13 protein-coding genes are annotated in these 15,125 nt (G+C 47.5%); 7 read left to right on the top strand and 6 right to left on the bottom strand.

All coding sequences use genetic code 11. The annotated features are described in order from the left end of the window. Positions 1 to 8 precede the first annotated feature (8 nt). The 4 genes from FTU67_RS00145 to sdsA all read right to left on the bottom strand — a co-directional run bounded on the left by FTU67_RS00145 (position 9) and on the right by sdsA (position 5,118). Positions 9 to 1,274 (bottom strand): efflux RND transporter periplasmic adaptor subunit, encoded by a 1,266-nt coding sequence (locus FTU67_RS00145; RefSeq protein ID WP_005176086.1) that lies wholly within the window; start codon positions 1,272 to 1,274, stop codon positions 9 to 11. A gap of 29 nt (positions 1,275 to 1,303) precedes the next feature. Next, positions 1,304 to 1,918: a phosphatase PAP2 family protein gene (locus FTU67_RS00150; RefSeq protein ID WP_005176089.1), complete on the bottom strand. Its 615-nt coding sequence runs from the start codon at positions 1,916 to 1,918 to the stop codon at positions 1,304 to 1,306. Between the two features lie 152 nt (positions 1,919 to 2,070). Further along, positions 2,071 to 4,122 (bottom strand): site-specific recombinase, encoded by a 2,052-nt coding sequence (locus FTU67_RS00155; RefSeq protein ID WP_160241549.1) that lies wholly within the window; start codon positions 4,120 to 4,122, stop codon positions 2,071 to 2,073. An 18-nt stretch (positions 4,123 to 4,140) separates the two neighbouring features. Beyond that, on the bottom strand, positions 4,141 to 5,118 hold the full coding sequence (gene sdsA / locus FTU67_RS00160; RefSeq protein WP_104472144.1) for an All-trans-nonaprenyl-diphosphate synthase: 978 nt from the start codon (positions 5,116 to 5,118) through the stop codon (positions 4,141 to 4,143). A 445-nt stretch (positions 5,119 to 5,563) separates the two neighbouring features. Here sdsA and rplU point away from each other — a divergent pair, with 445 nt between their 5' ends. The 7 genes from rplU (at position 5,564) to FTU67_RS00195 (ending at position 12,115) form a co-directional block, all read left to right on the top strand. Then, a complete protein-coding gene (rplU, locus tag FTU67_RS00165) occupies positions 5,564 to 5,875 on the top strand; it encodes a 50S ribosomal protein L21 (RefSeq protein ID WP_005176105.1) in 312 nt (103 codons plus the stop codon). 19 nt (positions 5,876 to 5,894) lie between these two features. Then, positions 5,895 to 6,146 (top strand): 50S ribosomal protein L27, encoded by a 252-nt coding sequence (rpmA, locus tag FTU67_RS00170; RefSeq protein WP_005176106.1) that lies wholly within the window; start codon positions 5,895 to 5,897, stop codon positions 6,144 to 6,146. 218 nt (positions 6,147 to 6,364) lie between these two features. After that, positions 6,365 to 7,057, top strand: a complete 693-nt coding sequence (gene lolA / locus FTU67_RS00175; protein WP_005176107.1) for an outer membrane lipoprotein chaperone LolA — start codon at positions 6,365 to 6,367, stop codon at positions 7,055 to 7,057. 582 nt (positions 7,058 to 7,639) lie between these two features. Then, positions 7,640 to 8,482, top strand: coding sequence for an RsiV family protein (locus FTU67_RS00180; RefSeq protein WP_180061304.1), 843 nt, complete (start codon positions 7,640 to 7,642; stop codon positions 8,480 to 8,482). Positions 8,483 to 8,601: 119 nt separating this feature from the next. Continuing rightward, a complete protein-coding gene (gene serS / locus FTU67_RS00185; RefSeq protein WP_016659896.1) occupies positions 8,602 to 9,873 on the top strand; it encodes a serine--tRNA ligase in 1,272 nt (423 codons plus the stop codon). 81 nt (positions 9,874 to 9,954) lie between these two features. Beyond that, positions 9,955 to 11,337: a siroheme synthase CysG gene (gene cysG / locus FTU67_RS00190; protein WP_180006805.1), complete on the top strand. Its 1,383-nt coding sequence runs from the start codon at positions 9,955 to 9,957 to the stop codon at positions 11,335 to 11,337. 298 nt (positions 11,338 to 11,635) lie between these two features. Continuing rightward, positions 11,636 to 12,115 carry a tRNA (cytidine(34)-2'-O)-methyltransferase gene (locus FTU67_RS00195; protein WP_005176117.1) on the top strand — a complete coding sequence of 160 codons (480 nt, stop codon included), beginning with the start codon at positions 11,636 to 11,638 and terminating at the stop codon, positions 12,113 to 12,115. A gap of 156 nt (positions 12,116 to 12,271) precedes the next feature. Here FTU67_RS00195 and FTU67_RS00200 read toward each other — a convergent pair whose 3' ends face one another. After that, positions 12,272 to 13,669 carry an APC family permease gene (locus tag FTU67_RS00200; RefSeq protein ID WP_005176119.1) on the bottom strand — a complete coding sequence of 466 codons (1,398 nt, stop codon included), beginning with the start codon at positions 13,667 to 13,669 and terminating at the stop codon, positions 12,272 to 12,274. Between the two features lie 270 nt (positions 13,670 to 13,939). Continuing rightward, entirely contained in the window at positions 13,940 to 15,124 is a 1,185-nt protein-coding gene (locus FTU67_RS00205; RefSeq protein WP_005176121.1) for an iron-containing alcohol dehydrogenase, read from the bottom strand. Between the last annotated feature and the right edge of the window lies 1 nt (position 15,125).

Genomic DNA, 15,125 nt, shown 5'->3' on the forward strand with positions numbered 1-15,125 from the left:
TCTACCCCTTATGTATTTGAAGTAGCTTTTTGTTCAGCTTGAGCATCCGCCTGATCTGCTGGTTGTTTTGCTTTATCTGATGCAGCAGGTTGCTGGGCACCTTGTGGCGCGGCAGCTTGCGGTTGATATGGTTTGGCTACCACTTTCTGTTCCGGCTTGACTTTGGCAATACCTTCTACAATAACTTTATCGCCAGTTTGCAGACCTTCAGTCACAATCCAGTCTTTACCCTGAATACCGGCTGTGGTCACTGGACGTGGTTCAACCACACCTTTGGCATTGACCAGCATCGCCATGGCCTGACCGGTTGGGGTACGGGTAATGGCAGCTTGTGGAATCAGCACGGCATTTGGAATTACCCCTTGCACAATCTGTGCAGTGGCAAACATGCCTGGCAATAACAGATGGTTTGGATTCGGGAATACTGCACGTAAAGTCACGGTACCCGTATCCGGATTAACGCTGGCATCGGAGAATGCCAGACGGCCTTCAACCGGATAATAGCTACCATCTTCCAGTTTCAGCTTGACTGTGGTGTTGTTACTGCTGTTTAAATCACCTTTACTCAGCTGCTGGCGTAAACGTAGCAGTTCAGCACTCGACTGGTTGATATCCACATAAATCGGGTCCAGACGCTGAATGGTCACTAACGGTTCCTGCTGGCTGGCAGTCACTAATGCACCTGCCGTCACGGTAGAACGGTTGGTCTGACCTGAAATTGGTGCACGTACGGTTGAGTAACCCAGGTTAATTTCTGCATTGCGCAGTTCGGCACGGGTGGCCGCGACATCTGCTTCTGCCAGTTTCACCTGCGCCACAATGTCATCATATTCCTGTTTGGAAATGGCATTGCTGCCCACCAATTGACGATAACGGCCTTCTTTGACACGTAAAACGTTCAGATTGGCCTGCTGACGTGCCAATGCTGCACGGGCACTATCTACCGATGCACGGTTGGTCCGTGAATCAATTTCATATAAGGCCTGACCTTCACGTACATAGCTACCTTCGGTAAACAGACGTTTCTGCACCACACCGCTGGTTTGCGGGCGAACTTCAGAAATTTCAAAGGCAGTGGTACGGCCGGAAAGTTCAACAGACTGCTCGACACTTTGTGGCTGTACAACAATGACCCCAACTTCTGTTGGAGGCATTTGCTGCTGGGCTGCAGCTTGCTGCGCATCATTTGGATCTTTGCTACAACCCACAAGCGCGATGCTTGTGGCCAATGCGCAAGCAGTGAGGGCAGGGGCCCAAAGCTTTGCAGACATCATTCTTCCACCTCAATTAGATTTTTATCTATCTAAAAATTATTCATTGGTTTGCGCTGGCTGTACTTGATCAAGATCAGATAGAGCAGCGTGATCCAGATAAAACTTATGCTCCAGCCTGACAGGACATCTGAGGGAAAATGTACGCCAAGATACACTCTTGAAATTCCCATCAGCAACATCCACATAACAGCACATATTACAATGGCTTTATGTGCGGGATGTTGCATTGACACATAAATTGCAAGACAGCCCAGCGTTGCGGCATAAAAACTGTGTGCGCTGGGAAATGAGGCACCATAGCTATTGACCAGATGATACATTTCTGGCGGGCGCTCTCTTGCAATCAGATACTTGAGTATCCAGGCAGTGGCAAAACTCCCCATCAGTCCAATGCTGACCAGCACGATATTTGCATATTCCTTCTGCCTGGCCAGATACAGACACCAAAGACTGGATAAAAATAATACAAATGGCATGCCACCAACGACAGATAATCCCGTCATTAGTGAATTCAACATCTCGTTACGGTGCTGGCTGAACCAGTCTACAATTGCCGAATCAAGGGCAGTGAGCGCTGGAACATAAAGCATTAACACGCTGAAAAAACACAACAAACCACCGAGATAAAGCAAAAAATTAGGCATGCCGAAATCCTGGTTAGTTTAGCTGATCCGAGCGCAGTCCGGTAATGGATTAAAGTGTACTCGCCAGTACACTTCATTTCAAGCCTGTATAAATTATGCTAATTTCTTTTTCAATTCTTTTTAACACATGACAAAATAAATTAACAAACTCCTTAATGATGACCCTTGGCCGGGCCAGATTGTTCTTCAACTTCAACAGGTTGCTTCGGTGGCCAGAAAAAGTCACTGGGCCGGGTCAGGAAATGGGTCATGACCAGTTTGGCCAATGGCTTCCACTGTTCAAAACGTACCCGACGTGCGCGCAGGGCCACAATAATGGTGAGGGTAAAGCTGACAAATAAGTTGGTCAGGCCAATTAACAGCACACCCAGGAAAGACACAATAATCAGGCCAATTTCCGGACTACCGTTGACGTTCATCAAACCCTGAATAAAGTTGGCCGAGGCAAAGGCAATATGCCGGATATCTAAAGGCAGACCCAGAATATAACCAATTGTGCCCATACTGCCGAGCATAACCCCGAACAGGAAATTACCGGCCAGTGCGCCCAAGTTCCGTTCAATATAGGCGGCAAAACGGTCCAGCCGTTCCTGACTCATCCATTTTTTCAGTTTGGCATGCGCCTGTAGCCGTGGTCCGACTTTGCGATACACCGCCATATTATCGAAGTAACCAGCAATCAGGCCCGATAAAAACAGACACACACCGGCAATGGCTGCGTGTGGAATTGCCAGAGAGGTAAACGGATTCAGGTCATGCAGCATTTTGCTGGCTTTGGCATGGTTCATTAAAGGCTCATGCAACGCCGCATCCCACATAAAGGCAATTAGGGCGGCCACCGGAATGGCAATCGAGATATTGCCCAGAATGGCAATAAACTGGGTCCGGATAATATTGATAATCAGCGCGGCCAGCTCGGCAATTTGCGCCATTTTCGAGCCTTTGCGATGCTGTACGGTCGAAGCCAGTGCGGCAGCGGTCATCGCCGGCTGTTTGGTGGCCACAGTAAAGTGCAGCACATGAATCAGCATAAAGCCCAGCGAGTAGTTCATGCTGTTAATAAAGGCCTGCATCAGCGGCGCCAAGGTTAAACGTGCCGCCAGCACCTTAAGGGTGGCCATGGTGGCAATAATGACCCCGGCCCCGGCAGCCGATTTATACATTTCCAGAAAGCCGGCCTTGTCGGTACTTACATAATGTTCACCGGTTTTACTGGCATTTTCAGTCACCTGCAAGGCCATCAATTCACTGTTGGTAGCCAGCAGGGAGCGGACACTGCGTTCGCTATACAGCGCGGTGGTAATATCGACCAGTAGCTCGCCCATGGCGCTATAACGCACATCATCTTCTTCAACAATCAGGTTCAGCAGCAGTTCAATCCGGTCCAGACACTGTTCCAGTAAGGACAGCAAATAGGTCAGGCTGACACTGACCCCAATCCGTTTGGTGGCCCGGCGAATTTTATGGCTGACGTTACGGCACTGGTCAATCATCACCAGCGCCTGTGAGGCATCCGGTGGAATTACCGCTTCAAATTTGTCGGCACTTTGATGCAGGTTTTTATATTGCACAATGAAATCGTTGATTTCACGGTTCTGCACTAAAAATGGTGATTCGTATTCGGTCAGTTCCGGATGGGCATTAATAAATTCCGGATATAAACCAATTCCGCTGACCCGATAGGACAGCACGGTAATGGCTTTAATGATTTCCTGACGAATCAGTTTTTTATCATCCTGATTACGATGGCCCTGATTCAGCAGGCGAAACAGCTGCTGCCACTGCTGATCTTCAATATCATCCAGCCAGTATTTATCACTGCGCTGATGGAAAATGCGGCGCAGCAAGTCCTGCAGCTGGCTCTGATCATTAATCAGCGGTAAAAAATGCGCCCCTAGGCGCTGAAACAGCTGGCTCCAGAAACCATCTAAAGACAGGATGCCGGTATCGGCATACAGGCTGGTCTGTTTGTACTGGCTGATTAAGCAGAGCACAAAACTTTGTAAGGTATTGGCGGCATTGGGCGTAATCAGCAGGGCATGTAAAAAGGCCTGAAACTTTTCTTGTATTTCTTCGCTATTTTCGGTGTTGGCTGGTCGAATACGGTTGACCAGCTCAATGAGCAGTTGCTCGTCAAGATCAGCGGGCGTGGTTTCCAGCTGATCCTGCATGTTCAGGAATAGGTCATAAAATTTTATATGCATAGGCAAGGATGAAGCTATTTATTGAATTCGGTGCAGGGCCAGCTTGGCCAGATTGACCAAGGCCTGACGATAGATTGTATCTGGCAAGGCATTTAAGGCCGCAATTGCGGCTTCGGTTTCTTCCGTGGCACGTTGCTGGCAATAATCCAATGCACCTGACGTCTGTACAATCTCGATAACCTGCGCCAATTCGGAGGTTCCACCCGTAGCAATACTGCGGCGGATAATTTCATGTTGCGCACCTGTGGTATTTTTCAGGGCGGCAATTAAAGGCAAGGTCGGTTTACCTTCCATCAGGTCATCGCCGATATTTTTACCCAGGGTTTCGGCATCTGAGGTGTAATCCAGAATATCGTCAATGATCTGGAAGGCATTACCAAAATGGCCGGCAAAGACACGTAACGGTTCACGGTATTCCGGCTTGCCGGTTAAAATGGCGGCACCTTCGGTGGCCAGTTCAAACAGGCGCGAGGTTTTGCCGTGAATAATATCTAAATACGTCTGTTCGGTGGTGTCCGGTTGATGCTGTGATTGCAACTGTAGTACTTCACCTTCGGCAATTTCACAGGTACCGGTCGAGAAATCTTTTAGCAAGGTCATGTTGTTTAAATCGACCAGCAGGTCAAAGGCACGTGAAATCAGGAAGTCACCGACCAATACGGCGGTCTGGTTATTCCAGGTGGCATTGGCGGTTGGACGACCACGACGCAAGCCGGATTCATCGACCACATCATCATGCACCAGGGTTGCGGTATGCAGCATTTCAATAATCGCCGCCAGTCTGCGCGCCTGTTCCAGATCTTCTGCGCCGCAGGCTTTGGCCGCCAGTAAGCACATAATCGGACGCATACGTTTGCCGCCGGCTTCCACCACATGCTTGCTGACCGCCATAACCAGTGCGACTTTTGAGGTAATGCCTTCATTAATAAACTGATCCATCGCGGCAAAATCGGAAGCAACAGGCGCGAGAATATCTTGCTTAAAGTCGATGGTCATGTGAAGGAGAACCTCAATTGTGTCAAGTAACAACGATATAGTGTAACAATGAAAAACGTCTGGACAGGAAATCTGCAATCTGCGGTGCGGCCATTGTGGTTGTCGTTATGAAGTACGAAGCAATGGTCTGCTTTCCTGTTCGTGCTGGCGCTGATGGCCTCCCGGTGACAGGCAGCGGTGATAGCATCAGCATGCTGGCGTTTTCGATTCTAACAAGCAATTTGATTAGATCAATGAAAAATGTAGGGTTTTGACCATTTTTGTTGCTTTTCGTTGCATGTTTATAAAATAAACAGCCGGCTGATGCAATATTTTGGCTAAATCTCTTGTTGTTTGCAGCGTTATCCCTTAAAATCTCTGCCCTTGTATAACCCCAGTGGCGTTCGTTTTAAGATCGGTATATCCCTTTACCGGCACGACGACACGGGCATGTTTGGAGTACATTATGTACGCAGTAATCCAAAGCGGTGGTAAACAGCACCGTGTAGTTGAGGGTGAAACCCTTAAAGTTGAATTATTGAAAGCTGAAACTGGCGCAACTATTACGTTTGATGACGTATTAATGCTTGTAAACGGTGATAGCATTCAAATCGGTGCTCCAGTTGTAGCTGGCGCTAAAGTAACTGCAGAAGTGGTTGGCCATGGCCGTCACGACAAAATCCGCATCATCAAAATGCGTCGTCGTAAGCACTACCGTAAGCAACAAGGTCACCGTCAATGGTTCACCGAGTTGAAAATTACTGGTATTTCAGGCTAATCACTAGGAGTAATGAGACATGGCATCTAAAAAAGCCGGTGGTTCTACTAAGAACGGTCGTGATTCGAATCCTAAGATGTTAGGTGTTAAAGTTTACGGTGGTCAAACTGTAACTGCAGGTAACATCATCGTTCGTCAACGTGGTACAGAATTCCACGCTGGTGCAAATGTAGGTATGGGCCGTGACCATACTTTATTTGCTACTGCTGACGGCGTAGTAAAATTCGAAGTGAAAGGTCAATTTGGCCGTCGCTACGTATCTGTTGAATAAGATTCAATAGAACAAAAACCCACAGTTTTCTGTGGGTTTTTTTATGCATGTCGCATCGGGAAAGAGAGCAACCCTGATCTTCATGATGATGGATAAAAAAGAACATTTGATATTAATAAACATACAAAACTTCTTATTTTCTCTAAATTTAGGCACTTTATTTGGTTTAAGATGAGTCCATGAATACATTGCGATATGCAACAATAAAAGGTGAATCTATGAAAATGCTTCGTCAAACCATGTGTGCTATGGCATTGGGTGCTGCAACGCTGGCACCAGTGATGAGTACGACTGTGTATGCTGCGCCTGTGGCAGCATCGGAGCAGCAAGCCACTGCCAATCTGGTCAAACAATTGAGTCATATTAAAAGTATGACCGCTAACTTTGAGCAGACCACCAAAACCAGCGGCAAAGCGCCTAAAAACAAGGGCCTGACTGCCCAGCATATGAATCAGGAGTTTAAAGGCGTAATGAAAGTGGCGCGCCCGGGTAAATTCTATTGGGAAACCACCAGTCCGGCCAAACAGACCATTGTGACCTCAGGGAAAACAGTCTGGATTTATGACCCGGACTTGCAGCAGGCCGTGCGTCAAAACCTGGATGAGCAGGTTGCCAATACACCAGCACTGTTATTGTCGGGCAATACCAACCAGATTATGCAGTCATACCGGGTGACCCAGCCGAACAAAGGCAAAACCTATTACACCCTGTATCCAAAAAGTGATGAAGGGGCTTTCCAGAGTCTGACCATCAGTTTCGGTGCCAACAAAGCACCAAGCCTGATGATTCTGGAAGATTCTTTAGGTCAAACCACCTATGTACGTTTTAACAATGTGAAGGTGAACCCGAACATTGCCAACTCGACCTTTAACTTCACCCCGCCAAAAGGCACAGATATTATTGATCAATAAGGGATGATGATCATTTCTTAAAAAAGATTTTATCTGTGAAAGCAAAAACATAGAGGAGCCATTTTAATGGCTCCTTTATTTTTAGGTGAATAATCGTCCAATGGTAGGATTGAACGGAAAGTCAATTGAGCGAGTTGAGCCATGCGGACATGCATGAAATGGCAATAAAAATTGCCCTCCCTGAAAATGGTTAAAAATTAACCAAAAATAAGGGTTAACCAGAATCACGGCTGATCTGTCTGCTTTTGCTCTGTGAAAGAATCCACAATTTCTGTGGATAAATCTTGGGATAATTTATTTTTCCCGTTGAATGGGCCGCAGATGCACGATTAGGGTGCAGTCAGGATTTGATTTTATTTTAAAATTATCATTATGAATTTTAATGGAATATTATAAATTTTGGTATGTACCGCTGCGGATGGTTTTTGGTTGATTTTTCATTTTTTATCGCAGGTTACAGAACTGCTCTAGGATCGAACAGCAGGAGTTTTATATAGTGGTAAATAGCTAAATTGAGCGTATACAACGCCTTTGCGGGGTGAAAACTGCTGAAAATTGCAGCATGAACATAGGGGAAATGCAATGCAACATCTGAAATCAAATCTGCTCACCACGACCATCGCACTGACCACGGCATTAATGTTAAGCGCCTGTCAGCCGAAGCAGGATGCCGCACCTCAGGTGGAGGCCGAGCAAAGTCAGACTCAGGCAGCTGCCATTCCCATGATTCAGGCCAAAGTGGTGCCGGTGGAATTGAAACAGCAGCAGCGCTGTGATGAAGAGGGCTGTACCGAATACGATATTCAGACGGTCAATACCAATGTGCCGTGGATCAATGCGTATTTTATGCAGCGGATTAAAAAGGCTGACCCGATTGCATTTAGTGAAGATGCCGCTTCTACTGCGTCAGCATCGTCAGCATCGTCAGCATCGTCAGCATCGTCAGCATCGTCAGCATCAGAGGCCAATAGCACAGAGGAGCCTAACCGTCTTAGCCTGAGTTCTACCTATGTACGTTATATTGGCCAGCATGGCCGTCTGGCTACCTTTAGCATGCAAAGCTATAGTTATCCGGCCGGGGCGGCGCATGGTATGCATCATCAGGAATTTGTGACCTTTGATTTAAACAGCAAGAAACGTCTGGCCTTGCAGGATATTCTGCTGCCGAATAGTGAAGCCAAACTGGTACAAGAACTGTTTAACCATAATTACAACTGGCTGAATGAGCACGACATCCAGCGTGACAAACTGCGACTGAGTGACAATTTTTATTATGGCGCCAATGGGCTGGTGTTTGTCTATCCATTGTATGAGCTGGCTTCCTATGCAGAAGGCATGCCGGAACTGGAGCTGCCGTATTATGCGGTGGACAAACTGATTAAAGCTGAATATCTGCCAAGTTTGCCGAAGTATCCGGCCCAGTAAATTGTGAAAAAACTGCGCCAGATTGCTGTAATAAGCCCCAGCCGTGAAGCGGATTACTGTATTTTTTAACCCGAAGCGCTTACACTATAGCCAGTTTTTTTCTTTACAAAAGATTGGCTATGATCGACCCGAAATTACTCAGAAATAATATTGAGGCTGTAAATTTAGCCTTGGCAAAACGTGGTGTGCAACTCAATGTAGAAGAATGGGCATCATTGGAAGCTCGCCGTAAAGAAATCCAGTCCAAAACGGAAGCTCTACAGGCCGAGCGTAATGCCGGTGCCAAACAGGTCGGTCAGATTAAAAAAGCCGGTGGTGATGCTTCAGAAATCATGGCACGTATGTCAGCCATTGGTGATGAAATTAAAGCAGCCGAAGTGGCTTTAAATGAATTACAGGCGGAAATTGAAACCAAATCACTGACTATTCCTAACCTGCCACATGAATCTGTGCCGGAAGGTAAAGATGAAGCCGATAACGTGGAAATCCTGACCTGGGGTACACCACGCGAATTTGATTTTGAAATCAAAGATCATACCGACTTAGGCGAATGGATGGGTGGTCTAGAATTTGAAACCGCGACCAAGCTGACCGGTTCTCGCTTTAGCGTTTTAAAAGGGCCATTGGCGCGTCTGCAACGTGCTTTAACCCAGTTTATGCTGGATACACATACCCTGAAAAATGGCTATACCGAAGCCTATGTGCCGTACCTGGTCAATGCCGATTCTTTACGTGGTACCGGTCAATTACCAAAATTTGAAGAAGACCTGTTTAAGCTGCAGGGCGAAAAAGAGTTCTATTTAATTCCAACCGCGGAAGTGCCAGTCACCAACTTTGTCCGTGACGAAATTATTGATGCGGACCGTTTACCGCTGAAATATGCTGCGCATACCCCATGTTTCCGCAGTGAAGCCGGTTCTTATGGCCGTGATACGCGTGGCTTAATCCGTCAGCACCAGTTCGATAAAGTAGAAATGGTGCAAATCGTTAAACCTGAAGATTCTATGCAGGCACTGGAAGAGTTGACCGGTCATGCAGAAGGCATTTTGCAGGCGCTGGGCTTGCCGTACCGTAAAATCATCCTGTGTGGTGGTGATATGGGCTTTGGTGCGACCAAAACCTATGACCTGGAAGTGTGGGTGCCAAGTCAAAATACCTATCGTGAAATTTCTTCGTGTTCTAACATGGGGGATTTCCAGGCGCGTCGTATGAAAGCGCGTTATCGTGCTGACCAGAAGAAAACTGAATTTGTCCATACCTTGAATGGTTCAGGTCTGGCGGTTGGACGCACCTTATTGGCCGTGATGGAAAACTATCAGCGCGCGGATGGCTCAATTGAAGTGCCTGAAGTGCTACGTCCGTACATGGGTGGTGCAGAATATATCGACTAAATTCAGGTTGATGTACAGAATGCACCAATTTGTGCACAAAATTTGCTTAAGACAATCAGAACTAAATTACTGAGGTAGTGTGTGGATATTTTTCCAATCTCGTTAAAGTTGCAACAGCAACGCTGTCTGATTGTCGGTGGCGGACATATTGCCTACCGTAAAGCCGGTTTACTGCAAAAAGCAGGCGCTATTATTGATGTGGTGGCGCCGGCCATTGATGCCGCTTTACTGGAACTGGTCCAGCAGAGCCAGGGGCACTATGAGGCTGCTGCCTTCAATACTGAAATTCCGCTGCGCCAGTATCGTTTGGTGATTGCCGCCACCGATGATGCAGCAATCAACCGTCAGGTGTTTGAGGCTTGTGAAGCTGAAAATGTGCTGGTCAATAGTGTGGATGATCCGCCACATTGCCGCTTTATGGTGCCGGCTATTGTCGACCGTTCGCCTTTGCTGATTGCAGTGGCCACGAATGGTGCATCGCCGGTGTTGTCGCGCCAGATTCGCACCCAATTGGAAACCAGTATTCCGCATGGCATGGGCAAACTGGCGAGTTTTTCCGGTCAATGGCGTGCTGCGGTTAAGGCCAAAATCCAGAATCCGGATGAACGCCGGATTTTCTGGGAAAACCTGTATGCCAGTCCGCTTAAAGAGCAGGTCTTTAATGACAATCTGCAAGAAGCCAATCGTTTGATTGAGCAGGCCTTGCAGGAATGGACCACGCCAAAAGGTGAAGTGTATCTGGTCGGTGCCGGTCCGGGTGATCCGGAGCTGTTGACCTTAAAAGCACTACGCTTGATGCAGCAGGCCGATGTGGTGATTTACGACCGTCTGGTGTCCGATCCGATTATGGAGCTGTGCCGCCGTGATGCTGAAAAGATCTATGTTGGGAAAGCGCGCTCCAATCATGCCGTGCCACAAGAGGGCATTAATGCCTTGCTGGTCAAGTATGCGCAGGAAGGTAAACGTGTCTGCCGTTTAAAAGGCGGGGATCCGTTTATTTTTGGCCGTGGCGGTGAAGAAATTGAAGAACTGTTTGCTGCAGGTGTGGCTTTTCAGGTGGTGCCGGGCATTACCGCAGCCTCGGGTTGTTCAGCTTATGCCGGCATTCCTTTAACCCATCGCAACTATGCACAAAGCGTACGTTTCCTGACCGGGCATTTAAAAGAAGGTTCACCGGAACTGCCGTGGAGCGAGCTGGTCTATGAAAACCAGACTCTGGTGCTGTATATGGGACTGGTGGGACTGGAAAAAATCTGCCAGAAACTGATTGCCCATGGCCAGCGTCCGGATATGCCAGTGGCCTTGGTGTCTAAAGGCACCACACCGGAGCAGAAAGTGGTGGTCGGGACTTTGGCGGATATTGCATCTAAAGTTACTGAACATCAAATTCAGGCACCCACTCTGACCATTATTGGTGAAGTGGTGAAGCTGCGCGAACAACTACAATGGCATGAGCGAGGATAAAGCAACACAACGTGTTGCCCGAGCGCAAGACGAAGGCTGCGCCTGAGTAAAGAGGATAAAGCAACACAACGTGTTGCCCGAGCGCAAGACGAAGGCTATGCCTAAGTAAAGAGGATAAAGCAACACAACGTGTTGCCCGAGCGCAAGACGAAGGCTGCGCCTGTCAAGTGGCAGCTATGATGAATCATGGTTGCCGGAGATGCAAAAGGGCAATACTGCGTAGCGCTTTAACCCTGACAGCATCCTTGTCCCATCAAGAAAGTTTAATTGCTTAAATCAACCAGATAGTGAGTAAAAAGTGATCCACGTTGTGTTATATGAGCCTGAAATTCCTGCCAATACCGGTAATATTATCCGGCTTTGTGCCAATACCGGTGCTCAGTTACATCTGGTCAAGCCCCTGGGTTTTGAGCTGGATGATAAAAAGCTGAAACGTGCCGGTCTGGATTACCACGAATGGGCACGGATGCAACTGTGGGATTCAATTGAAGACTGTCTGGCCAATTTGGCCAGCAAAGGCATAGGCGTGGATGCCGTGTATCCATTAACCACCAAGGGTACAGAAACCCCGCATACTTCGGATTTAAACCGTCCTGTGGCCTTGTTGATGGGACCAGAAACCCGCGGTTTGCCTGAGCATGTGCGTTTGATGTTCCCACAAGAGCACTGGATTCGCTTGCCGATGGCAGAAAATTCTCGCAGTTTAAACCTGTCGAATGCCACAGCGGTCATTGTCTATGAAGCTTGGCGTCAGCAGGGTTTCCAGCCTTTAAGCTAGGGCAGATCATTGCGAAGAATAAAAAAACCAAGATCACTGATCTTGGTTTTTTTATCGCTATTTATTTTTTCAGTGAGCAGGATCAAGCCGTCAAAACTTGACCTGAAACGTAGAAACAAAAAAAGGTGCCGAAGCACCTTTTTAAATGACTTAAACTTAGAGTTTATCGTCAAATTCATTGTGTTGTGGCGCAGGGTGTTTAAAGCCTTTGGTTTTATAACCCAGGTATAAAATACCGGCCATTGCCCACCATAAACCATATTTCAATGATGTTTCATCAACCTCAAGCCACAGTGCAAACACCGCGATAAAACCACAAAGCGGCACCACCACAAAGTTCAGAATATCTTTAACGTTGCGGGTACGTCCATCACGCAGCGCATAGCGTGAAATGACTGACAGATTGACGAAACTGAATGCAGTCAGGGCACCAAAGCTGATCAGGGAAATCACGAAATCCAGATCCATAAAGCCTGCAGTTAAGGCCACCGCACCGACAATCAGAATGTTATAAGACGGTGTGAAGTTACGTGGGCTGATATGACCAAAGATTTTCTTGTTAATCACGCCATCACGGCCCATCACGTACATCAAACGGGATACACCGGCATGTGCAGAAATACCCGAAGCCATCACCGTTACAATTGCGAAGGTCAGTACATAGGACTGGAACAGTGAACCACCCACCAGCATCAGAATTTCTGGCTGAGTTTCAGCAATATTCTTGAAGTAGCTGCCCGGTTCATTCGGGAAGTAAATCTGCATGAAGTAGGTGCTGACAATAAAGATGATCCCGGCAATTAACGCAGTCAGGAAAATCGCTTTTGGCAGGGTCTTTTCGGTATCTTTTGTTTCTTCTGCCAGCGAGCTTAAGGAGTCAAAACCGGTGAAGGAGAAGCACAGTAAGGTAGCACCGGTAATCAGCGCACCGACTGAGGTCAGCTCATTCCAGAACGGTTCCAGGCTCCAGAGCTGATAACGCTGTTCGGCACTAATCGGGCCATCGGCATTAAAACCGGCCTGCAGTTTGGTAAATACCATCCAGGTAAAGATCGCGATGACCAGAAGCTGGATAAATACAATCAGACTGTTGAAGTTGGCGACAAAACGCGCACCACGCAGGTTGATGCCGGTCATAAACGCGGTCAGTACAATGACCCAGACCCAATGATTAACATCCGGGAACAGCGCTTCCAGATAAATCACGGCCAGAATAATATTCACCATTGGCGACAGCAGGTAGTCGAGCCAGGATGACCAGCCCACCATAAAGCCAACATTGGGGTGAATGGATTTCTGCGCATAAGTATAGGCAGAACCCGAAGATGGGTAGCGGCGAATCATGTGACCATAGCTTAACGAGGTCAGCAAGATTGCAACCAAGGCAAAAATATACGAGGTGGGTACATGAAAATGACTTTCTTCCGATACTAAACCGAAAGTGTCAAATAAGGTCATTGGTTGAATATATGCTAAACCAATAATAATGATGTGCCAGAGCCCTAGCGTTTTTTGCAGTTTAGCTGCCGATTGAGTCCCAGAGATATTTGTCAACGGCGTTATCCTCTTAATCGTTGATCAAGGATCAGTCATGTTCCTAAGGATCGTTTGAGACGAACGATCCCCCCTATCAATAAAACAAAAGTCCGCCAATCTACTCCAAAATGGTTGCTTTTGTCAGTAACTTTTTCAGAAATTTTTAGCAGAAAATATGCCAATCATCTGAATAAATAAGAACTTTTTCTTGGGTATAGTAAAAGCCTGATGTTTAAAAAAACATCAGGCTTCTAGAAATTTTGGCTATATTCGCCTATTTGCTGGAAATTACCAAGCCTTTTTTAAGATAGATTTCAAATCTTCCAGACTGGCTTCTTTCGGGTTGTAAATGATCGAGCCATCGTTCAGGGCTTTTTCGGCCACTTCATCCAGCTGCGCTTCTGTAACCTTGCCGGTTTCACTCAAGGTGCGTGGCAATTTGGTCATGGCATACAGACGGTCGCGCATGGTCAGCAGGGTAGCAATGGCTTTATCGGCACGCAGATGCGCCGGAGTCTGGGCATAAATATCCGGGCCGGCCAATGGCAGCAGCAGTTCGGCAATTTTGTCGCCATTGACATCTTTGTTGTATTCCAGCACATAGGGTAAGAACAGGTTCATGCACAGTCCATGCGGCAGATGCGCCACTGCACCTAAGGCATGACCGAGGGAATGTACCAGACCCACCATCGAATTGGAGAAGGCAATACCAGCCATGGTCGAGGCCTGTGCCAGTTCCAGACGGCCATAGGCATCGCTTGGATTGTCCAGCACTTTAAACAGGTTATTGCTGATTTTCTTGATTGCGGCGGTGGCATAGGCATCCGAAATCGGATTCGAGGCCATGCAGCTATAAGCTTCAACCGCATGGGTCATGGCATCCATAGCTGTCATTGCCGTTAAATGCGGTGGCAGGGTCTGGGTCATGCGCGGGTCCAGAATCGCGGCATGCGGCATCAGGTAATAAGAGGCGAATGGCATTTTGACATTCTTTTCAGTATCTGACACCACCGCGACCATGGTGACTTCTGAACCGGTGCCTGAAGTGGTCGGAATCACGAAGAAGGGCTTTAATGGTTTTGGCAGATTGTGCGCACCGGAATATTTCAGCAGGTCATCGCCGCCTTCCGTCACCAGAATATTGGTAGCTTTAGAGGTGTCAATCACCGAACCGCCGCCGACAGCAATAATGGCATCACAGTTGTGGTCACGATACAGCTGCGCCGCTTTACGTACCGTGTCCAGACTTGAATCCTGTGGTACATCATCAAAAATATAGCCAATTTCAGCATCGGTCGATTCAAAAGCCGCTTCAACCGGGGCCAGCAGGTTGTTACCACGGACGCCTTTGTCGGTAATGATCAGCGGGCGTTTCGCACCTAAAGTCACCAATTCAAACGGAATGTGTTCCAGTGCGGCATTGCCGGCAATGACTTTGACTGGACAAAAAAATTCGTAATAAGGCTTCGCCATG

Source organism: Acinetobacter sp. YH12132 (assembly GCF_013418645.1).
Lineage (GTDB): Bacteria > Pseudomonadota > Gammaproteobacteria > Pseudomonadales > Moraxellaceae > Acinetobacter > Acinetobacter indicus.